Here is a 22033-nt window from a genome sequence, read left to right on the forward strand (position 1 = left end):
ACGGTTGGTTATAGCTGTTCTTTTTAAATTAAACATAATTTTTTAGAAATTATAGATTATCATGGGAAAATTATTTGAAGACTTTTCATTAGGGTTGTTTTTTTGGCAAGCAGTGCTTTTCATAGCATTAGTGCTTTTGTTAAAAAAGTTTGCTTGGAAACCGATATTAGATTCGGTTAACGATAGAGAAGAAGGTATTAAAAACGCATTGGATTCTGCTGAAAAGGCAAGATTGGAAATGGAAAACCTTCAGGCTGATAACCAAAAATTATTGCAAGAGGCTAGAGCAGAGCGCGAAGCTATGTTGAAGGAAGCGCGCGACATCAAAAATAAAATGATTGAAGATGCTAAAGGTGAAGCCCAAACTCAAGCAAATAAAATGATTGCCCAAGCACAAGAAGCTATTGAAAGTGAAAAGAAAGCAGCTATGGCAGAACTTAAAAACCATGTTGCAGGTTTATCATTGGATATTGCCGAAAAAGTTGTTCGTACTGAATTAGCTAACAAAGACAAGCAATTAAAGTTGGTTGAAACTATGTTGGGCGAAACATCATTAAGTAAAGCATAATGGCAGGAGCAAGAGCAGCGATACGTTACGCGAAGGCATTATTAAGTTTAGCATCAGATCAGAAAGTAGCCGATGTTGTAAATGCTGATATGAGGTTAATTGCTGATACTATTGCAGGTAGCAAAGACTTAAGTGAAATGCTACAAAGCCCTGTTGTGCCTTCTTCAGCAAAAAAAGCGGTGTTGTTGGAAGTTTTTAAAAAATCAAACAAAAACACCTTAAGTTTAATAGATACTTTAATTAGTAATAATAGAATTAATATTTTAGGCAATGTTGCTCTAAAATTCAATCAATTATTTGACGAATCAAAAGGTATTGAAGTTGCTACTGTAATAACAGCGGTTGAATTGACAGGTGACCTTAAGAAGAAAGTTTTGGCTAAGGCCAAAGAACTTACAGGGAAAAATGTTGAAGTAAAAAACATTATAGATGAAAGCATTTTAGGTGGTTTCATTTTAAGAATTGGCGACGTGCAGTACAATGCCAGTGTTACCAATCAGCTTAATAAATTAAAAAGAGAATTTTCATTAAACTAAGATATTTGTATCTAAATAAATAATAAGATGGCAGAAGTAAAACCAGCTGAAATATCAGCAATCTTAAAAAAACAACTTTCAGGTTTTGAAGCTAGTGCTTCATTGGATGAAGTGGGAACCGTATTAACAGTAGGTGATGGTATTGTTCGTGCTTATGGATTGTCTAACGCGCAATATGGTGAGTTAGTTGAATTCGATGGCGGATTGGAAGGAATCGTACTCAACCTTGAAGAAGATAACGTTGGTATTGTATTATTGGGTGGTTCATCAGCAATTAAAGAGGGTTCTACAGTAAAACGCACTGGGCGTATTGCTTCTATTAACGTAGGAGACGGTATTGTTGGTCGTGTTGTAGATACTTTAGGTAACCCGATTGATGGAAAAGGAGCCATTGCTGGTAAAACTTACGAAATGCCTTTAGAGCGTAAAGCTCCTGGGGTTATTTTCCGTGAGCCGGTAACTGAGCCATTACAAACTGGTATTAAATCTATTGATGCCATGATTCCTGTTGGCCGTGGGCAACGTGAGTTGGTTATTGGTGACCGTCAAACTGGTAAAACAACTGTTTGTATCGATACCATCTTAAATCAAAAAGAATTTTATGATGCAGGTAACCCTGTGTACTGTATATATGTTGCTGTTGGGCAAAAGGCTTCAACAGTGGCAAACATTGCTAAAACTTTAGAAGATAGAGGAGCTTTAGCATATACTACAATTGTTGCAGCCAACGCATCAGACCCTGCACCAATGCAAGTTTATGCCCCAATGGCAGGTGCTGCAATTGGTGAATATTTTAGAGATACTGGCCGTCCGGCTTTAATCATTTATGATGATTTATCAAAACAAGCAGTAGCTTACCGTGAGGTATCGTTATTATTACGTCGTCCACCAGGACGTGAAGCGTATCCAGGTGACGTTTTCTACTTACACTCTCGTTTATTGGAGCGTTCTGCAAAAGTGATTAATGATGATGCCATTGCTAAAAACATGAACGATTTACCAGATTCATTAAAGCCAATGGTAAAAGGTGGTGGTTCTTTAACAGCTTTACCGATTATTGAAACTCAAGCCGGTGACGTTTCTGCATATATCCCAACAAACGTAATTTCTATTACTGACGGACAGATTTTCTTAGATGGTGATTTATTCAACTCTGGTGTACGTCCTGCAATTAACGTTGGTATTTCAGTATCGCGTGTTGGTGGTAATGCTCAGATTAAATCCATGAAAAAAGTTGCTGGTACATTAAAGTTAGACCAAGCACAGTTTCGTGAACTTGAGGCGTTCGCTAAGTTTGGTTCTGATTTAGATGCATCTACTTTGAACGTTATTGAAAAAGGTAAACGTAACGTTGAAATTTTAAAACAAGCACAAAACGACCCTTATACAGTAGAAGATCAGATTGCAATTATCTACGCAGGTTCTAAAAACTTGTTAAGAAACGTTCCTGTTGAAAAGGTAAAAGAATTTGAAAGAGATTTTATTGAGTTCCTAAAAGCAAAGCATAGTGACGTTTTAGCAACTTTGAAGTCTGGAAAATTAACTGATGAAGTTACAGACATATTAACTGCTGTAGCTAAAGATTTATCAGGAAAATATTAAGGGGTATTGTCATTCCTGCGAATGCAGGAATCTCACAATTTGAATATCAATAAAATAGATTCCGCATCAAGTGCGGAATGACAAAAAGGATATGGCAAACTTAAAAGAAATACGTAACAGAATATCATCGGTATCTTCAACAATGCAGATAACCAGTGCCATGAAAATGGTGTCGGCTGCAAAGTTAAAGAAAGCTCAAGATGCTATTACTGCAATGCGACCATATGCAGATAAGTTAACTGAACTTTTACAAAGTTTAAGTGCCACTTTAGATGCAGACTCTGGAAGCAAGTTTTCTACGCAGCGTGAAGTGAAAAAGGTGCTCATAGTTGCTGTAACCTCCAACAGAGGTTTGGCAGGTGCATTCAACTCAAACGTTATTAAGGAAGTTAACAGATTAACTTCTCAAACTTATGCCAACCAAGAGGTTTCTTATTTGGCAATAGGGAAAAAGGGAAACGATGCGTTTAAAAAAACCAACAAGGTTATTGCCAACAATAGCGCTGTTTTTGACGATTTAACTTTTGAAAATGTAGCTGAGATAGCACAACTTTTAATGGATAAGTTTGTTGAAGGTGAGTTTGATAAAATTGAAATTGTTTACAACAGTTTTAAAAATGCAGCGACACAAATTGTTTTAACTGAGCAGTTTTTACCAATTGTACCAATTGAAAGTGATGTTAACGTTAATGCCGACTATATTTTTGAACCTTCAAAAGCAGAGATTGTTGAACAATTAATTCCAAAGTCATTAAAAACGCAATTGTACAAAAGCGTTAGAGATTCTTTTGCTTCAGAACATGGTGCACGTATGACAGCCATGCACAAAGCAACCGATAATGCTAAGGAGTTAAGAGACCAGCTTAAATTAACTTATAATAAAGCACGTCAGGCCGCGATTACCAACGAAATCCTTGAAATTGTTGGTGGTGCTGAAGCTTTGAATAATTAGATTTTTAATGCTAACGGTCAGGCTGAGCGCAATCGAAGCCTCATTTTTAGCATCTCATCAAAACATATAAATCAAGCCTCACTTTTGTGGGGCTTTTTTAGTCCTGTCTTTAATTAATCGAATAGCATTATAATATCTTTGCTTCACGTTTTGTAAAAACGTATTTTTAGCCATATAAATAGCCTTTAATTGAGCGGACTCAAATCATTATTCAAACAAACATTTATATATGGGTTAGCCACTGTGCTACCACGAATGTTGAGTTTTTTGCTAGTACGACTGCATACCGATGAAAGCGTTTTAAAATCGGTAGCAGATTATGGCGATGTTTCCCTTATATTTTCATACTTCGTTTTGTTCAATGTTATTTTGGCATATGGTATGGAAACAGCTTTTTTCAGGTTTTTTAACAAGGAAGAGGATAAGGCCAAAGTTGTTGGAACCTCATCTATTTCACTTATTGTTTCTTCATTGGGCTTTTTTGCATTAGCCTTGTTTTTTCAGGATAGTATTGCGAACGTTACCGATATAAAACCAGAATACATCAATTTGGTCATCTGGATTTTATTCTTGGATGCCTTAGTAATTATTCCGTTTGCTTGGTTAAGGGCAAGGGCAAAGCCAATAAAATATGCGGTAATTAAAATTTTAAATGTTGTTATCAACTTAGGTTTAAACCTGTTTTTGCTTTTGTGGTTGAAGGATTTAGCTCAAGACGGAACGGTTTTCAGCTTTATTTACAAACCAAATTACGAAATCAACTACATCTTTATAGCTAACTTGGTGGCAAGTGCCGTTACATTGTTGTTAATGCTTCCTTTTTATCTAAGGGTGAAATATACGTTCAACACGATACTTTGGAAAAGCATGATGCGATACGCATTTCCAGTCTTAATTGCAGGGGTAGCTTTTTCCATTAACGAAACATTCGATAGAATTTTATTGGATAAATTACTTCCTGAAAGTATTGCAAAAAAAGATATTGGGATGTATTCGGCCTGCTATAAGTTGGCTTTGTTCATGACACTTTTTGCAACGGCCTATCGTTTGGGCATTGAACCTTTCTTTTTCAGTCATGCTAAGACTACCAACCCACAAAAAAATTATGCTAGGGTATTGGAGTTTTTTGTTGTTTTTGGCTCTGTAATATTGCTTACGGTAGTTGTTTTTGCCGATGTTTTAAAAGTAATTTTTATTGGAGATGAAGCCTATTGGAAAGCCATGTGGATAGTGCCCATTATATTGATTGCAAATTTCTGTTTGGGTATCTATCACAACCTTTCAGTATGGTATAAAATAACCGACCGTACCAAATTTGGGGCTTATATTTCGGTTTTCGGAGCCCTGTTAACCCTTGCATTAAACTTTTGGCTAATTCCAGTAATGAGCTACAAAGGGTCGGCAATTGCAACTTTAACCGCATATGCCGCAATGATGTTTTTGTCGTTTTACTTTGGAAGAAAATATTATCCCATTCCATATAATTTGAAAAAAATAATGTTGTATTTAACAGTTTCCTCAGGCTTATCCATATTTATGTTTTATTCCCGATTTAGGGGCAATTACACTATGGGAATCGCACTCTTAATTGTATTTTTGGGAATCGTTTATTTTTCAGAAAGAAATACAATAAAACAATTATTAAAAAGATAACATGCAAATTAAAATAATCAATAAATCCAGTCATGATTTACCGCACTACGAAACCATTGCCTCTGCGGGTATGGATTTACGTGCTAATCTCTCGGAGCCAAGAATCTTAAAGCCTTTAGAAAGGACCATTGTTGGCACAGGCCTTTTTATAGAATTGCCAATAGGTTTTGAAGCACAAGTAAGACCAAGAAGTGGTTTGGCAGCCAAAAAAGGCATAACCGTTTTAAATGCACCTGGCACTGTCGATGCTGATTATAGAGGCGAAATAGGTGTGATTATGGTTAACCTTTCCAACGAAGAATTTACCATAAATAATGGCGAACGCATTGCGCAATTGATTGTAGCAAAACATGAACGTGCGGAATGGCTTCAAGTTCAAGAACTTTCAGAAACTGCTCGAGGTGAAGGTGGTTTTGGAAGCACAGGAGTGAAATAAAAAATAAACGAATCAACTTTTAAAAAATGAAAATAATAGTCCCAATGGCTGGTCGAGGATCACGATTACGCCCGCATAGTTTAACCGTACCAAAACCGTTAATACCTGTTGCAGGACAACCTATTGTGCATCGATTGGTAAAAGATATTGCCAAAGTGTTAAAACAGCCTATTGATGAGATTGCTTTTGTTTTGGGTGACCCTGCTTGGTTTGGCGACGATGTAGTTTCTAGTTTACAAGATTTAGCCAAAAGTTTGGGAGCTAAAGCGTCTATTTATCGTCAAGATAAACCGTTGGGTACCGGGCATGCCATTATGTGTGCAAAACCTTCTCTTTCAGGTCCAGCGGTAATTGCCTATGCCGATACGTTAATTCGCGCAGAATTTGATTTGGACCCTGAAGCCGATAGTGTAATTTGGACCAAACAAGTTGATAATCCAGAAGCTTATGGCGTGGTAAAACTTAATGATAAACAAGAAATTCTTGAGCTTGTTGAAAAGCCGAAAACCTTTGTGAGTGACCAGGCGGTTATAGGTATTTACTATTTTAAAGATGTGGCGGTTTTAAAAGGAAAATTACAAGAAATTCTTGATGAAAACGTTATGAATGGTGGTGAATACCAAATTAACGATGGCATCAAACGCATGATGGCCGATGGCAAAATTTTTAAAACAGGTACTGTGGATGAGTGGATGGATTGTGGAAACAAAGTCATAACCATTGAAACTAATCAACGCATGTTAGGGTTTTTAAAAGATGATGGCGATGAGCAATTGGTTGCAGATTCTGTTAAATTGGAGAATTCAAAAATTATTGAACCATGTTTTATAGGGGAAAACGTGCTACTTAAAAACACAATAGTTGGGCCTTTTGTTTCAATTGGGAAAGACTGTATTATAGAAAATTCAAACGTTAAAAATAGCTTAATCCAAACCCACACTATCATCAAAAATGCTAAATTGGATAATGCAATGATTGGCAATCATGTAGAATATAACGGAGAATTCACAAGTGTGAGTATCGGTGATTATTCAGTTTTGGAATAAGATTTGTAATTAATAGATTATGTACATTGTTCTTTACAGATTTGAAGTCAAGTTAAATGAGTCTGAAAGCTTTGAAAAAGGCTGGGCAGGATTGACCAATTTGATTTATACACACGAAGGAAGTTCGGGGTCTCGTTTACATAAAAAATCAGAAACCGAGTATATGGCCTATGCACAATGGCCAAATAAAAATAAATTTGAGACCGCAGGAGACAATTTGCCTGAAAAAGCAGAAGAATTTGGGGAATTAATGAGAACATCGTGTTCTAAAATAGATATATTGAACAAGTTTGATGTAGTGAATGATTTACTTGCGGAAAAACCATATGAATAAAAAAAGCTTCTCTATAGTTGTTTTCTTTTTAGGAATATTTTTTGTTTCGCAGGTGAACTATGCCCAAGTTGATTTCAACAAAAAACCTGATGATAACTTAGGAAACAATGAAGATGATTTTCAAGAGATGTTCTACGAAGGTTTAAAAGAAAAGGCTATTGAAAATTACGATAAGGCCGCTGAAGCATTTTTAAAATGTATAGAAATTGATAAATCCGTTGCTGTTGTTTATTTTGAAATGGGCAAATGCTACATAAAACTAAAGAATTTTGGTGCAGCCGAAGATGCCTTAAAAGAAGCCGTGCGTCTGACTCCAGATAATGAATGGTATCTGGACGAACTATATGGTTTCTATGTATCGCAAAACGATCATGATAGAGCGATAAAAACGGTTAAGCAATTGGTAAAGTATCACCCAGATTATAAGGAGGATTTGGCATCACTATACCTACAGACCCAAAAGTATGATAAGGCTTTGGAGATTTTGGATGAACTGGATGCTGAATTTGGAATTTCATTGAGCAGGGACATCATGCGAAATAGAATTTACGAAGCAACCGGACGCAAAAAGGATCAAATTAAAAATTTAAAAGAACGCGTTGAAAATAATCCGGAAAAGGAATCAAATTATTTGGCATTGATTTTCCGTTATAGTGAAAACAATGAAAAAGATAAGGCTTTTGAAACCGCAAAAGAGCTTCTTAAAATCAATCCCAATTCCCAATTAGTTCATTTAGCGCTGTACAAATTTTATTTGGATGATAATGATGCTGAAAAGGCTATTGAATCCATGAAAATAGTCGTAAAAAGCAACGAGATTAAACCAGAGGCCAAGTTGAAGGTATTGACCGATTTTGTGAAGTTCGTCGGTGAACATCCAGAGTATGAAGAAGATTTAATTCAGGCTACGGCTATGGTTAGCGATGCGAATAACAGTAAAACCGTTATTGAATTTGGACAGTATTATTTGGCGAAAAACAATAAAGAAAAAGCCTTGGAGTATTTTGAGGCGGCCTTAAAATTAGAGCCCAACAATTTTGGGGTTTTGCGCAATGTGATGTTGTTGTATATTGATTTGAAGAAGTTTGATTTAGCAAAAGCTAAAAGTAGCGAATCTCTTGAAAAGTACCCTTCACAGCCTTTATTTTACCTCATAAATGGGGTGGCGTTAAATGAATTGAATCAGCCTAAAAAGGCCCTTGAATCTTTAGAAATGGGATTGGACTTCATTATTGAAAACCCAAAAATGGAGGCGGATTTTTATCATCAATTAAGCAGGGCATACACACTTTTAAACAATACAATCAAGGCAAAAACGTTTAGTGAAAAGGCGAAACAAATAGAACCCCAAAACTAATGCACAAAATCTCATCTACTTTTCTAATCCTTTTGGCACTGCTGCTGTTCAATTGTAAATCTGCAAATACAATTGGCAAAGGCGAAGCAGATTATAACCTATCTACAAAGCAATTGATAAAAGCCAATGCAAAGCAGGTAGCGGTTTTTAAAACGCTTCAAGCACGGCTTAAAATAACCTATACCGATAATGGAAAATCACAAACCCATTCTGTAAACTTTAGGGCAAAAAAGGATGAAGCACTTTGGATAAATGCCTCGTTTTCGGTAATCAGGGCATTGGTTACTCCAGAAAAAGTGAGTTTTTATAATAAATTGGATAACACCTATTTTGATGGTGATTATAAATATTTAAGCAGTTTGTTGGGCACAGAATTCGACTTTCACAAGGTTCAAAATCTATTGTTGGGTGAAACCATATACAATCTAAAAGATGGCGATTATAAGGCCTCGGTTGATGATGGGGCTTATGTGGTACAACCCAAAAACCAACGCGAACTTTTTGAAATATTCTTTTTACTGAATCCTTCAAATTTCAAGGTGAAGTCACAACAAATTTCACAGCCCAAAGAGCTTAGGCATTTACAAATAGATTATATGGCGTATCAAGATGTTGAGAAACAGATTTTACCAGAGTTAATCAAAGTAATTGCTGTTGAGGCCAATGAAGAAATGCAAATTGCTTTGGAGTTTAAAAATGTAACGCTAAATGAAGATTTAAGATTTCCGTTTAAAATACCATCTGGGTTTAAACTCATAGAACTTTAATGGCGTACAAAAACCCTTTATATAAAATACTTTTAATTATTGCCTTTACCTTGGTTGGCGGCATAGTTTTTTCGCAAAACAATAAACAAAAGCAGCTTGAAACCCGTCGACAAGAATTACGCAGGGAAATTCAAAAAATAAATGAATTGCGTAACGAAAATCAGTCCAAGGCTAAATCCCAGTTGTCGTTAATTGAAGATTTCAACTATAAAATAAGTGTGCTTTCCAATTTGATTAAAGTGACGAATCAACAAGCCAACCTATTGACTCGTGAGATTAATGCTAATCAAAACAAAATTTCAGATTTACGAGACGAATTAAAGGCTTTAAAGGAAGATTATGCAGGCATGATTGTAAAGTCGTACAAAAGCAAAAACCAACAAAGCAGGATTATGTTTTTGTTGTCTTCTAACAACTTTAAGCAGGCATACAAGCGTTTGCAATACATTAAGCAGTATTCAGACCACCAAAAGAAACAGGGTGAAACTATAAAGCTTAAAACGGAAGAACTGCAATTGACTAACAGCCGTTTGTTAAAACAGCAAGAAGAAAAGAGAGTACTGATTTCCGAAAACCGTGAGGTGCAAAAGACTTTAGAGGAAGAGCGAAAACAGCATGAAACGGTAATGGCTTCGATTAAAAAGGACTTAAATAAATATACCGCTCAGATTAAGGAAAAGCAGAAAGAAGCTGATAGAATTGATGATGAGATAGACCGAATTATTAAGGCCGCTATTGCAAAATCGAATGAAAAAGCTGGAAAGCCAGCCTCATCAAGAAGTTTTGCATTAACCGCCGAAGAAGCCGTTTTGGCTTCAAATTTTGTGTCGAACAAAGGTAAATTACCTTGGCCAGTTGAGAGAGGTATTGTTCGTTTAGGCTATGGCACACAACCACACCCTATAAACAAATCGTTGACCATAAAAAGCAATGGAGTGCGCATTGCTACTGAAAAGGGTGCTATAGCAAGAGCTGTTTTTGATGGCGAGGTAAGTGAAATTTTGAAGATGAAACATGTAAACCCCATCGTGATGATTCGTCATGGAAATTATTTAACCATCTACAAGAATTTATCGGAGGTTTATGTAAAGAAGGGTGATAAGGTAAAAACCAAGCAAGAAATAGGGAAGGTTTTTACAAACCCGAGCAACGGAGAAACTATATTGAGTTTTACGATATCAAAAGGCTTTGTTACCGAAAACCCAGGAAGTTGGATTTATAAAATGTAATAATTCCTTCGAAAGCAGGAATCTAATAATACTACTCAAACAACGCTTTCAACTCACTAGCCTCAGAAGGTTTTATTTTTCCAGCTAACAACAAACTCAATTGCTTACGGCGTAATGCGGCCGCATAGCGTTCTTTTTCTAAATCGGTTTCAGGAAGTACTTCAGGCACGGCAACGGGTTTACCAGTATCATCTACGGCAACAAAAGTGTAAATAGCTTCGTTGGCTTTTGTTTTGTTGCCAGATTCACGGTCTTCTATCCAAACATCGATAAACACTTCAATCGAGGTTTTAAAAGCTCGAGAAACTTTAGCTTCAACTGTTACAACACTTCCCAATGGAACCGCACGACTAAAAGCCACATGGTTTACCGAAGCGGTTACCACAATACGTCTGCTATGGCGACGGGCAGAAATACTGGCTGCGCGATCCATACGGGCCAATAATTCACCACCAAACAAATTGTTTAATGGATTGGTTTCACCGGGTAAAACCATATCGGTTAAAATAGTTTTGCTTTGTTCTGGAGTCCTCGCTTGCATCTTATTGTGTTTTAATGCCGCAAAGGTAAAAGGAATTTGGGATTTTGTTAAGAATTATAGGAGATAAATGGATTTATAATCAATCTAACTTTTTAACCAATAACCAAGCATCACTGTTATTAGTTTTCTTAATATCTCTAAGCGCTTTTAAGGCCTCAAGACGATTTTCGTAGCTGGAATAAACTACTTCATGAAGACCATATTTATTCATACCAATTTTTCTTGCACTGAATCCTTCGGCTTTAAGTTGAGATACTTTTTTATCGCAATTAGCCTCAATTCTAAAAGCTCCAGCAACAATGTGGTAGTTTCCTGTTTGCTTGGTAACGTTTAGCGTAACGGCAGGAAGCGGATTCAGACTAAAAGTAGCCTGTTGAATTTTTGTATCGAGCTGTTTTTCGGCCTCTTCTTGGGCCAATTGGTTGTGCTTTTCAATTTGATTGGCATAATAATTTGAAGCTGCAAATCCACCTAAAGTTAATGCAATTAAAGCAACAGCAGCATACTTTAAATAAGATTTACCCTTTCGCTTTTCATAAGTTACAGTAATTGGAATGGCCTTTTCAAGTTCTTCAACCACTTCTTTATGTTCTTCCCTAGATATTGCAGGTGATTCAAATTGGGACAATCCAAAAGCATCTGTCAGATAGTTTAACTGATAAGTAGGCTCGAACAAAATTTTACCTTCATTATTAAAAACAATATCACCTATGTTTTTAAAAGTTAAGGTTTCGCCTTGCGTTAAATATGATTTAAGAAGTTTTACTCGCTTTTCAATTTTTTTATTAGCGACTTCAAAAGGAATTTTTTCTACATCTGCCATATAATGCGCCAACAAGCCATCGTTTTTCTGAATTTGCTCGTTAAAAGATACCACTTTTTTTGGCGCATAAAATGTATTGGAATCATCATCAATTGTGGCCGATACACGTTGTGTTAAAAACGCACCAAACTTTGGGATGGTAACGCACTCGTACCTGTAAAGTAGGTCGCTAATGTAGGTTTCTAGTTGCATGAAAACAAAGTTAAAAAATTATGTTTTTTTTGAAAATTTAGATACAAGTATTTATTAACACTGTAAAAATTCTTTTATTGCAGCTTAAAAATCAATTGTATAGCATGACGGAAAATGATTTGCTTTTTACTTTGGCTTTGCAGCATGTGCCTAATATTGGTGACATAACCGCCAAAAAGCTGATTTCACATTGTGGGTCTGCAGAGGCCGTTTTAAAGGAAAAAAAGCATAAGCTTCTTAAAATTGATGGTATTGGAAGCGTTTCCATAAGTGAATTATTTAAACCAAATCATGTAAAGGAAGCTGAAAATGAAATAGCCTTTATAAAAGCAAATAATATTAAGGTCTCCTATTTTAAAGATAAACAATATCCAGAAAAGCTGAAACATTGCATTGATGGGCCTGTTTTGTTATTTCAAATGGGGAATATTAATATGGAAAATCAACACATTATTAGTATAGTTGGCACGAGAAAAATTACCACCAGTGGTATAGCCTTTTGTGAAAATTTAATAGAGCAACTAGAGCAGTACAATCCGGTTATTGTTTCGGGTTTTGCATACGGAACTGATATAACCGCCCATAAAGCGGCAATAAAAAATAATCTCCAAACCATTGGTTGTTTAGCACATGGGTTAAATCAAATTTACCCCAAAGTGCATAAAAAGTATATGGTTGACATAGAAAAGAACGGGGGTTTTTTAACGGATTTTTGGAGTACTGACCAATTTGATAGAAACAATTTTTTAAAACGGAATCGCATTATTGCCGGTATTAGTGAGGCTACTATCGTGATTGAATCTGCTGAAAAAGGGGGGAGTTTGGTTACGGCCGATATAGCCAACTCATACAATCGCGATGTATTTGCCGTACCTGGAAGAACAACTGATAGCCAAAGCGAAGGCTGTAACAATTTAGTAAAACACCAAAAGGCACATATGCTTACTACACCTTTGGATATACCATATATTTTAAATTGGGAACTTGAAACAAATGAAAAACCAGTTGTACAAAAACAATTATTTGTGGAGTTAGATAGAACAGAAAAAGTGATTTACAACTACCTAAAAGAAAACGAAATGGAACAATTAGATATGATTGCCATAAATTGCCAAATGCCCATTTTCAAAGTGGCCAGTGCGTTATTAAATATGGAATTAAAAGGGGTTGTTAGGCCTTTGCCAGGGAAATTGTTTGAGGTGGTCTAATATCCAACCTTTTCCCTAACACGTTTCAATACATTGTCAGCAACCAACCTCGCTTTTTTAGCACCTACGGCAAGGGCAGAATCGATTTCAGCTAGGTTTTTCATATAGTAATTGTAACGTTCACGTTGTGTGGCAAAGGTTTCAACGATTAATTCAAATAAAGCCTGTTTGGCGTGTCCGTAGCCATAACCACCATTTTCATAATTGGCTTTCATGGTCTCAAATTGCTCGTTGTTGGCCAGTAAACTGTAAAGCGCAAAACAATTACAGGCTTTCCAATCTTTTGGGTCTTCAAGTGGTGTGCTATCGGTTTGAATACCCATTATTTGCTTGCGCAATTTTTTATCAGGAAGAAAAATGTTGATGATGTTATCTCTACTTTTGCTCATTTTTTCACCGTCAGTTCCTGGAATAAGCATAGTATTTTCTTGTATTTTTCCTTGTGGCAATACAAAAGTTTCACCCATTTTAGCATGAAAACGCGATGCTACGTCACGCGTCATTTCAATATGTTGCAATTGGTCTTTCCCGACCGGAATAATTTCGGCATCATACAGTAAAATATCAGCAGCCATCAACATAGGATACGTGAAAAGCCCAGAATTTATATCTTCCAATCTATCAGCTTTATCCTTAAAACTATGGGCCAATGTTAGCCGTTGGTAAGGAAAAAAGCAGCTTAAATACCAAGATAGTTCGGTTACTTGTGGAATATCACTTTGTCTGTAAAACACCGTTTTTTCAATATCCAAACCAAAGGCTAACCATGTTGCAGCGGTAGAATATGTGTTTTCACGCAAAACATCAGCATCCTTTATTTGTGTTAATGTATGTAAGTTTGCAATAAACAAATACGAATCATTTTCAGGATTATTGGCCATGTGAATTGCGGGCATTATTGCTCCTAAAATGTTTCCTAAATGTGGTGTTCCCGTGCTTTGTATGCCTGTTAATATTCTTGCCATAAATTTTCAATAATGGACAAATTTAAAGATAAGTTGGACAATAAAAAAAGTGGCATAAGCCACTTTCATCATAAATATTAAAAAAGATTACTTTTTAAACAAACCTGCTACAAATAAGATGACCGAAGCACCTATGGCTCCGGTTACAATGTCTCCAATTATTCCATCTGAAATTGAAATTCCCAATACACTAAAAAGCCAGTTACCCACCAAACCACCAAAAATGCCAATAACGATATTTAATAGTAGACCAAAACCACCGCCTTTCATTATCTTTCCGGCCAACCATCCAGCAATAGCACCCACTAGTAAAGAATAGAGTAAACTCATAATTAAATAATTTTAAAGTTATTATGAATTAAAGATAATCAATTTATAATAGTATTTTTGAGTGCATGAAGTTTGTGAAATATATACTTTGGACACTTTACCGCATCTGGTTTTACATTCTGGTGGCATTGCCCATTATATTTCTTTTTCCTATACTTTTAGTTTCCATTTTAAAAGAATCTTGGTACCCTTTCTTTTTTAAATTGGCAAGATTTTGGGCAAAGTTCATTTTAGTGGGTATGGGTTTCATTTGTAAAATAGAACGAGAGCAAATTCCTGAAGAAAACAAAAGCCATATGTTTATAGCCAACCATACGTCTATGGCAGACATTATGCTAATGTTGGTTTCTATTGAAAACCCCTTTGTTTTTGTCGGCAAAAAGGAATTGGCCAAAATTCCACTTTTTGGGTTTTTTTACAAACGCACTTGTATTTTGGTTGATAGAAGTTCAGAAAAAAGTAGAAAAGCCGTTTTTTTAAGGGCACAACGCAGATTGCAGTCGGGTTTGAGCATTTGTATTTTTCCTGAAGGTGGTGTTCCAGAGGAACATATTGAATTAGACGAGTTTAAGGATGGTGCATTTAGATTGGCCATAAACCACCAAATACCCATTGTGCCCATTACACTAGCTGATAACAAAAAGCGTTTTTCGTATACTTTTTTTAGCGGGGGCCCAGGAAAGATGCGCGTTAAAATTCATAGGTTTTTATCAACCAAAGGGTTGATTATTAAAAATACACGAGCAATAAATGAAAAAGCCAGAGGTATTATTTTAGGGCAACTGCAAGAATTCAACAATCATTCCAATGGATGATATACAAAAAAAACTGCTCGAGGGGTCGAGCAGCTTTTTTTCGATATTAGCTTTCGAGCTTAAATGAAAGCCAATACCCAGATCTAACCAAAAACCTAGAATTTAATAGCAAACCCCGTGTAAACGCCTATAAAAAATGGTGTAAAATTACCTGAGGTATTGTTAAACGTGTTGAATTGATATTTAAACATGGGCTCTAAATTCAAATCAAATTTTTTAGAGATTTGATAGTTTAAACCCAAGCCAAAATTGGCACTGTAACTCATTTTATTAATATTGTTTGCTTCACCTAAAAGGATTTGTGGACCGTTTGCCGTTTTGGAATATATCTCGTTCTTATCCAAAAAGAATGAACTAAAACCACCTATTACATTCAAGCCTAACTTTTTGTCCAGAACTGTATATTGAATTTCCAAAGGCACTTCAATATATCCAAAAGCTTGGTTTATGGTTGTGTTTGATGTAAATAAGGATTGCGGCACATCTCCAGAAGCCAAAACTTCTGAGCTTACAACTGAGATCTCTGATGTGCTACCATTTACATTTTGCAAAGCATTGCTGCTGCTACTTAAACCAACAGATTGATATGTTATAATATCGTTTGTGCTATAACCTAAATTCACTTTATTAATACCAGACCGCACTTTAATTTTATCATTTATCGCGTAACTGGCTGTAATACCGTAGCTCATGTTAAGCTCTCCTGTTTTGGAGTTGTTGTTGAACTGCGGGTCAATGGATGAGCCTTCCCCAAGTGTATTAAAATAAACGGGCGCTACATTTGGTGCTATAGTCCACCTGTTGTTTGGGTTGGCTTTTTCTTCGTTCAAAAGATCTTTGTTTTTATCAACAGCTTCTTCAATGGTTAAATTGTTTTTGACAACATTTTCTTGGGCAACTTCACCATTTTTTTTGGCAATTTCCGCGTTATTTCCTGAGGAATTCTTGATGATATTTTTAGCTTTTTCTCGGTCAATCAAAATATTATCAGTGTCTTCATCACTTGTTTTGGAAAGGACTGTTTTTGATTCATTCACTAAATTGGTTTGAAGTGTTTGGTCATCAGTTTCTTTATTCGCAAGATTTGCTAGAGTTTGATTGTCATCAGAACCTAAGATTTTAGCTTTTGAATTCTCTTGTTTATTTGAACGCAATGATAATTTACTTTCATTTTCTACTTTGGAAGATGAAGTTTCAGCTATTGAACTAGAATTTGAAGGTATTGAGCCATCTGATTTGGTGTTTTCAATATTTTCCTCAGAAACGTTAGTGTTGGTAATTAAAACTTCATTTTTATCTAAATTATCATTTAACGGAAGCGTTTTTTTTATTTGATTAGTATTGGGAATATTTTCTTCAGTGTCTACAACCTGATTGGCAGGAACATCACCAGAACCATTAAGATATAGCCCGCCTAAGGTCAAAAACAAAAGTAGTAAAGCCGCAACGCCAGCATAACGCCACCAAATTGGAATAACACGACGCTTTTTCTTTTTCTGGTAAAGGTGGGCTTCTATATTTTTCCAAACAGCATCTCTGGGTTTAACTTCAAAATCTTTGAAGCTCTCCTGAAATAATCTGTCTATATGTTTTTTATCGCTCATTATAATGTTTGTGAACGTTCTTTTATTCTATCAGTTTCAATGGTCTGTTTCAAAATCTGTCTTGCCCTTGCTAAGTTGGATTTTGATGTACCCACCTTAATATCTAGCACCTTTGCTATTTCTTTATGCGAATGGCCGTCAAGAACGTAAAGGTTAAAAACCAAACGGTATCTATCTGGCAATTCTTGAATTAACTTTAACAGATAATCAATGGAAATCGCGTCTTCATCAACTTCTAACTCAACATCTTCAATGGCATCTTCATTAATTATATCAAAAACTTTTTCATTCCGGTAGCGTTGTAAAACCGTGTTTACTGCAATGCGCTTCATCCAGCCTTCAAAAGAACCTTTGTGCTTATACTGTTCAATTTTTTCAAAAACTGTTAAAAATGCGTCTTGCAAATTATCTTCAGCTTCGGCATAATTTCGTGAATACTTTAAGCACACCGCAAACAACTTACTTGAAAAAAGTTTGTATAATTCGCTTTGTGCTTGAGTATTTTCAACTTTGCAATTTTCTATGAGTTGGTTCAAACTCAAATTAAACATGTATTAATTAAAACTCACCTTTTACTCTACAACGGGAACCTCAATGGTTAAATATTGAGATTCGCCCTCTTCATTTTCACCTTGCCAAAACTTAAAAATATAGGAGCCATTGCTGGTCACTATAAAATTAAACGTAGCCTCTGTTAAAACATTTTCTAAGGTTTCGCAATTGTTACTGTCAAAAACATAATTTATAGGAGCAACGGTGCGTTGATTATTTTCTTTAAAATAATAAAACTCCTTAAACCTGTGGCATGTAGATGGCCTGTAATAAGAAACTGTAATGGGATAGGTTTCGCCCATAACGAACTCATCAGGAATGTCTACACTTTCAACTGGTAACACCTCAAAACTATAGCTCGTTCCGTCGTCATCAATACTACATGAGATAAGAAACAAGAGCGTTAAACAAAGTAAAGCAAATTTTTTCATAGCATAGATATTGGGGTTTAAATACATGTTTGCACTTTATAGATGCCCAAAAAGTTAAAAGGTTGCGTATGAAATGAAAGAAATTTTAGGATTTAAAGGTTTAAAAAAGAGTGCGTTACTAGTAATGGAAAATAAAAAATCCCGTTTTTGACGGGATTTTGAAATTATTTTTCGGAAACGGCTTTCCTGACCTTGCCTTCAAGTTCATCCATGAGTTCTGGATTATCCTTGATTAGGGCTTTAACCGCATCGCGCCCTTGACCAAGTTTGGTTTCGTCGTAACTAAACCACGAACCGCTTTTCTTTACAATATCATATTCCACGGCAAGATCTAAAATTTCACCAACTTTACTTACGCCTTCGCCATACATGATGTCAAATTCGGCAGTTTTGAATGGAGGGGCAACCTTGTTCTTCACCACTTTTACTCGGGTTTTGTTGCCAGAAACTTCGCCACTTGTTTCCTTTATTTGGGTAGACCGGCGAATATCCAAACGAACCGAAGCGTAGAATTTTAGTGCATTACCACCCGTTGTAGTTTCAGGGTTGCCAAACATAACGCCTATTTTTTCACGTAACTGGTTAATGAAAATAACCGTACAATTGGTTTTGCTGATGGATGCCGTTAACTTTCTCAGGGCTTGCGACATTAATCGGGCATGAAGTCCCATTTTGGAGTCACCCATTTCACCTTCAATTTCACTTTTAGGGGTCAGCGCTGCCACAGAATCAATCACTACAATATCAATCGCACCAGATCGGATTAAATTATCGGCAATTTCTAGAGCTTGTTCTCCATTATCAGGTTGGGAGATGATTAAGTTTTCAATATCAACACCCAATTTTTCGGCATAAAACCTATCAAAGGCATGTTCCGCATCAATAAAAGCTGCAATACCACCTGTTTTTTGGGCTTCGGCTATGGCATGCAAAGTTAATGTGGTTTTACCAGACGATTCTGGTCCGTAGATTTCAATAACCCGACCACGAGGATATCCACCGACACCCAACGCAATATCCAAACCTAATGATCCAGAAGGAATGGCATCAACATCTTGAATGGCCGCATCGCTCATTTTCATTACCGTTCCTTTTCCGTAAGCTTTATCCAGTTTATCTAGCGTAAGTTTTAATGCTTTTAATTTTGCGTCTTTTTCACTACTCATTTCAATATTTTTTTCTGAAGTTATGCTCGCTAAAGTAATATAACTTTTGTCATATCACAATAATAGTTTTCAACATTAATAGGTCTTTTAGAAATCTCCGTTTCAGTGGTTTTTACAATAAAAATTAACCTTACAACGCAACCTTTCTGCATAATGGGCATCTAATTTAGAGAAGAGGAAAAATTTTGCTATCAAATTTACCAAACGAGTTTTTGAATTAAGCTAACTCTAACTCTATTAAAGGCATCTAAAACAAGTGTTTAGATGCTTTTTTTGTTGAATAAATTGTGTCTTTCTCTTAAAATTGTACTTTTGCAGCTCAAAATATTTTATCATCTGCATTACGCAGCTTTAACCTTAAAATTAGTATAGCATGCAACTGTACAATAAGTTAAGCGCGAAAGAAAGGGCAGAACTAATCGAACAAGCAGGAAAAGATCGATTAACACTCTCTTTTTATCAATACGCTAAAATCAAAAATCCTCAAGAATTTAGAGACCATTTATTTGTTACCTGGAATGCTTTGGATGTTTTAGGTCGAATTTATGTGGCGCACGAAGGCATTAACGGGCAATTATCACTTCCGGCCGACAGGTTCAATGAATTTAAAGAACATTTAGACACGATTGATTTTTTAAAGGACATCCGGTTGAATATTGCCGTAGAGCAAGACAACATGTCATTTTTAAAGTTAAAAGTAAAAGTTCGAAATAAAATTGTTGCCGATGGTTTGAACGATGACACCTTTGACGTTACCAACAAAGGCATTCACTTAAAGGCTGAAGATTTCAATAAATTTATTGAAGATGAGAACACGGTTTTGGTGGACATGAGAAACCATTACGAAAGCGAAATAGGCCATTTTAAAAATGCTGTTACCCCGGATGTTGATACGTTTAGGGAATCTTTGGATATTATTGAAGAAGACCTAAAAGAACATAAAGAGGATAAAAATCTGGTAATGTATTGCACTGGTGGTATCCGTTGTGAAAAGGCTAGCGCCTACTTTAAACATAAAGGATTTAAAAATGTTTACCAACTTGAAGGAGGTATAATTGAATACACGAGACAAGTAAAGGAACAGAATCTGGAGAATAAATTTTTGGGTAAGAATTTTGTTTTTGACGAAAGACGTGCCGAAAAAATAAGCGATGATATTATTGCAAAATGTCATCAATGTGGCGAACCTTTTGATGTGCACACAAATTGCGCCAACGATGCTTGCCATCTACTTTTTATTCAATGTGATAAATGTAAAGCTGAAATGGAAAATTGCTGCTCCACAACCTGCATGGAAATAAACAGACTTCCATATGAAGAGCAAAAAGCGATGAGGAAGGGACAAGGTAACAGCAACGATATTTTTAAAAAGGGCCGAGCAGACTATTTGCCCTACAAAAAGGATTTAAGAAACATTTTTGACCATTTCAAAAACGAAGAAGTTTAAGATGCAAAAGATTGAATTAATGGCGCCTGCTGGAAATTTTGAATCCTTGCAGGCTGCTTTAGATAACGGAGCAGATTCTATTTATTTTGGTGTAGAGCAGTTGAACATGCGTGCTAGGGCATCCATAAATTTCACATTAGATGACTTGTCTGAAATATCCAAACGATGCAATTCCAAAAAGGTAAGAACGTATTTAACTTTAAATACGATTATTTACGATCATGATCTTTCCATTGTAAAAACATTAATTAATAAAGCCAAGGAAGTAGGCATAACGGCCGTTATTGCAATGGATCAGGCCGTTATTATGGCTGCTAGGGAAGTAGGCATGGAAGTGCATATTTCTACACAAATAAACATCACCAACATTGAAACAGTAAAGTTTTATGCCCTATTTGCTGATACCATGGTGCTGAGCCGTGAATTGAGTTTGAGACAGGTAAAAAAGATAACTGAACAAATTGAAAAAGAGCAGGTAAAAGGGCCATCAGGTAAACTTGTGGAGATTGAAATATTTGGTCATGGTGCACTTTGCATGGCTGTTTCGGGAAAATGCTATTTGAGTTTGCATTCGTATAATTCATCAGCCAATAGAGGGGCTTGCAAACAAAATTGCAGAAAAAAATACACAGTTATTGAACAGGAAACAGGGTTTGAAATGGAAATTGACAACGAGTACATCATGTCACCAAAAGATTTATGTACTATTGATATTTTAGACCAAGTAGCCGATGCCGGTATTAAAGTTTTAAAAATTGAAGGAAGAGGAAGAGCACCAGAATATGTAGCTAAAGTTATTAAGTGCTATCGAGAGGCTGTTGACGGTCTTGAGAACAACACTTATAACAAAGAAAAAGTGGTTTCTTGGATGCAAGACCTTGAAAAAGTGTACAATCGCGGATTCTGGAATGGTTATTATTTGGGACAGAAATTAGGTGAATGGAGTGCTGGTTCGGGGTCACATGCCACTCAAAAAAAGGTGTACATTGGCAAAGGCACCCACTATTTCCCTAAACCTCAAATAGGGGAGTTTAAAATTGAAGCTTTCGATATTTCCGTTGGTGATACCATTTTAATTACAGGACCAACAACAGGGGCAAAGGAACTTGAAATAAATGAGATGTATGTAAATGACCAAAAATTATCCAAAGGAAGTAAGGGCGACTTGGTTACCATTCCACTTGGATTTAGAATTCGTCCTTCCGATAAATTATACAAAATTACAGAAAACAAAGTTGAGGCTTAATGGTTGTAGTTACTTTACAGCGAAATAAATGTATTGGTTGCAATTACTGCGTTGAGTTTGCACCCAAACAATTCCAAATGTCTAGAAAAGATGGCAAAACTGTTTTGTTAAAGGGATTGGAAAAAAAAGGGTTTTTCACCCTCAAATCAAACGACCACACTATTTTAGATGCATGCGAGAATGCATCCAAATCCTGCCCTGTTAAGATTATAGAGGTTAAAAATATTTAATTG

24 protein-coding genes are annotated in these 22033 nt (G+C 35.9%); 16 read left to right on the forward strand and 8 right to left on the reverse strand.

Annotated elements, in window-relative coordinates; all coding sequences use genetic code 11:
• The first annotated feature begins 61 nt into the window (after nt 1-61).
• The 11 genes from ACB104_RS06420 to ACB104_RS06470 all read left to right on the forward strand — a co-directional run bounded on the left by ACB104_RS06420 (nt 62) and on the right by ACB104_RS06470 (nt 10480).
• A complete protein-coding gene (locus ACB104_RS06420; RefSeq protein ID WP_370477457.1) occupies nt 62-568 on the forward strand; it encodes a F0F1 ATP synthase subunit B in 507 nt (168 codons plus the stop codon).
• Nucleotides 568-1104 carry an ATP synthase F1 subunit delta gene (atpH, locus tag ACB104_RS06425; RefSeq protein WP_370477458.1) on the forward strand — a complete coding sequence of 179 codons (537 nt, stop codon included), beginning with the start codon at nt 568-570 and terminating at the stop codon, nt 1102-1104. Before ACB104_RS06420 ends, atpH begins: the two co-directional genes overlap by 1 nt.
• A gap of 27 nt (nt 1105-1131) precedes the next feature.
• Nucleotides 1132-2706, forward strand: a complete 1575-nt coding sequence (gene atpA / locus ACB104_RS06430) for a F0F1 ATP synthase subunit alpha (protein WP_370477459.1) — start codon at nt 1132-1134, stop codon at nt 2704-2706.
• Between the two features lie 91 nt (nt 2707-2797).
• Complete coding sequence (atpG, locus tag ACB104_RS06435; protein ID WP_370477460.1) at nt 2798-3658, forward strand: ATP synthase F1 subunit gamma; 861 nt, start codon at nt 2798-2800, stop codon at nt 3656-3658.
• Between the two features lie 189 nt (nt 3659-3847).
• Entirely contained in the window at nt 3848-5311 is a 1464-nt protein-coding gene (locus ACB104_RS06440; RefSeq protein WP_370477461.1) for an oligosaccharide flippase family protein, read from the forward strand.
• A gap of 1 nt (nt 5312) precedes the next feature.
• Nucleotides 5313-5747 (forward strand): dUTP diphosphatase, encoded by a 435-nt coding sequence (gene dut, locus ACB104_RS06445; protein WP_370477462.1) that lies wholly within the window; start codon nt 5313-5315, stop codon nt 5745-5747.
• A 26-nt stretch (nt 5748-5773) separates the two neighbouring features.
• Nucleotides 5774-6793, forward strand: coding sequence for a sugar nucleotidyltransferase (locus ACB104_RS06450; RefSeq protein ID WP_370477463.1), 1020 nt, complete (start codon nt 5774-5776; stop codon nt 6791-6793).
• Between the two features lie 19 nt (nt 6794-6812).
• The gene (locus ACB104_RS06455) at nt 6813-7127 is read left to right on the forward strand and encodes an antibiotic biosynthesis monooxygenase family protein (protein ID WP_370477464.1); all 315 of its coding nucleotides are present in this window, start codon (nt 6813-6815) and stop codon (nt 7125-7127) included.
• Nucleotides 7120-8484: a tetratricopeptide repeat protein gene (locus ACB104_RS06460; RefSeq protein WP_370477465.1), complete on the forward strand. Its 1365-nt coding sequence runs from the start codon at nt 7120-7122 to the stop codon at nt 8482-8484. The genes ACB104_RS06455 and ACB104_RS06460 overlap by 8 nt, the downstream gene beginning before the upstream one ends.
• Nucleotides 8484-9251: a lipoprotein insertase outer membrane protein LolB1 gene (gene lolB1, locus ACB104_RS06465; RefSeq protein ID WP_370477466.1), complete on the forward strand. Its 768-nt coding sequence runs from the start codon at nt 8484-8486 to the stop codon at nt 9249-9251. Before ACB104_RS06460 ends, lolB1 begins: the two co-directional genes overlap by 1 nt.
• Nucleotides 9251-10480: a murein hydrolase activator EnvC family protein gene (locus ACB104_RS06470; RefSeq protein WP_370477467.1), complete on the forward strand. Its 1230-nt coding sequence runs from the start codon at nt 9251-9253 to the stop codon at nt 10478-10480. Before lolB1 ends, ACB104_RS06470 begins: the two co-directional genes overlap by 1 nt.
• A gap of 31 nt (nt 10481-10511) precedes the next feature.
• On the opposite strand, the gene ACB104_RS06475 is transcribed toward ACB104_RS06470, so the two are convergent.
• A complete protein-coding gene (locus ACB104_RS06475) occupies nt 10512-11021 on the reverse strand; it encodes an acyl-CoA thioesterase (protein WP_370477468.1) in 510 nt (169 codons plus the stop codon).
• 79 nt (nt 11022-11100) lie between these two features.
• Complete coding sequence (locus ACB104_RS06480) at nt 11101-12036, reverse strand: HU domain-containing protein (RefSeq protein ID WP_370477469.1); 936 nt, start codon at nt 12034-12036, stop codon at nt 11101-11103.
• Nucleotides 12037-12140: 104 nt separating this feature from the next.
• On the opposite strand from ACB104_RS06480, the gene dprA reads away from it, so the two are divergent.
• Nucleotides 12141-13244, forward strand: coding sequence for a DNA-processing protein DprA (gene dprA, locus ACB104_RS06485; protein ID WP_370477470.1), 1104 nt, complete (start codon nt 12141-12143; stop codon nt 13242-13244).
• Here dprA and trpS read toward each other — a convergent pair.
• Both trpS and ACB104_RS06495 read right to left on the reverse strand, forming a co-directional pair.
• Nucleotides 13241-14209 carry a tryptophan--tRNA ligase gene (gene trpS, locus ACB104_RS06490; RefSeq protein WP_370477471.1) on the reverse strand — a complete coding sequence of 323 codons (969 nt, stop codon included), beginning with the start codon at nt 14207-14209 and terminating at the stop codon, nt 13241-13243. The two genes, dprA and trpS, sit on opposite strands and share 4 nt — an antisense overlap.
• Nucleotides 14210-14296: 87 nt before the next feature.
• Complete coding sequence (locus ACB104_RS06495; protein WP_370477472.1) at nt 14297-14539, reverse strand: GlsB/YeaQ/YmgE family stress response membrane protein; 243 nt, start codon at nt 14537-14539, stop codon at nt 14297-14299.
• Between the two features lie 65 nt (nt 14540-14604).
• Here ACB104_RS06495 and ACB104_RS06500 point away from each other — a divergent pair, with 65 nt between their 5' ends.
• Nucleotides 14605-15354, forward strand: coding sequence for a lysophospholipid acyltransferase family protein (locus ACB104_RS06500; protein ID WP_370477473.1), 750 nt, complete (start codon nt 14605-14607; stop codon nt 15352-15354).
• A 95-nt stretch (nt 15355-15449) separates the two neighbouring features.
• Here ACB104_RS06500 and ACB104_RS06505 read toward each other — a convergent pair whose 3' ends face one another.
• The 4 genes from ACB104_RS06505 to recA all read right to left on the reverse strand — a co-directional run bounded on the left by ACB104_RS06505 (nt 15450) and on the right by recA (nt 19107).
• Nucleotides 15450-16958 (reverse strand): PorP/SprF family type IX secretion system membrane protein, encoded by a 1509-nt coding sequence (locus ACB104_RS06505; RefSeq protein WP_370477474.1) that lies wholly within the window; start codon nt 16956-16958, stop codon nt 15450-15452.
• Nucleotides 16958-17500, reverse strand: coding sequence for an RNA polymerase sigma factor (locus ACB104_RS06510; protein WP_370477475.1), 543 nt, complete (start codon nt 17498-17500; stop codon nt 16958-16960). The genes ACB104_RS06505 and ACB104_RS06510 overlap by 1 nt, the downstream gene beginning before the upstream one ends.
• 30 nt (nt 17501-17530) lie before the next feature.
• The gene (locus ACB104_RS06515; protein WP_370477476.1) at nt 17531-17941 is read right to left on the reverse strand and encodes a hypothetical protein; all 411 of its coding nucleotides are present in this window, start codon (nt 17939-17941) and stop codon (nt 17531-17533) included.
• 164 nt (nt 17942-18105) lie between these two features.
• Nucleotides 18106-19107, reverse strand: coding sequence for a recombinase RecA (gene recA, locus ACB104_RS06520; RefSeq protein WP_370477477.1), 1002 nt, complete (start codon nt 19105-19107; stop codon nt 18106-18108).
• Between the two features lie 373 nt (nt 19108-19480).
• Here recA and trhO point away from each other — a divergent pair, with 373 nt between their 5' ends.
• Genes trhO through ACB104_RS06535 form a run of 3 tightly spaced genes read left to right on the forward strand, consistent with a single transcriptional unit; the run spans nt 19481 to nt 22030 of the window.
• Complete coding sequence (gene trhO, locus ACB104_RS06525; protein ID WP_370477478.1) at nt 19481-20554, forward strand: oxygen-dependent tRNA uridine(34) hydroxylase TrhO; 1074 nt, start codon at nt 19481-19483, stop codon at nt 20552-20554.
• A gap of 1 nt (nt 20555) precedes the next feature.
• Nucleotides 20556-21800: a peptidase U32 family protein gene (locus ACB104_RS06530; protein WP_370477479.1), complete on the forward strand. Its 1245-nt coding sequence runs from the start codon at nt 20556-20558 to the stop codon at nt 21798-21800.
• On the forward strand, nt 21800-22030 hold the full coding sequence (locus ACB104_RS06535; RefSeq protein ID WP_370477480.1) for a ferredoxin: 231 nt from the start codon (nt 21800-21802) through the stop codon (nt 22028-22030). Before ACB104_RS06530 ends, ACB104_RS06535 begins: the two co-directional genes overlap by 1 nt.
• Nucleotides 22031-22033: the final 3 nt, after the last annotated feature.

This window comes from Tamlana flava (assembly GCF_041287255.1).
Taxonomy (GTDB): domain Bacteria; phylum Bacteroidota; class Bacteroidia; order Flavobacteriales; family Flavobacteriaceae; genus Tamlana; species Tamlana flava.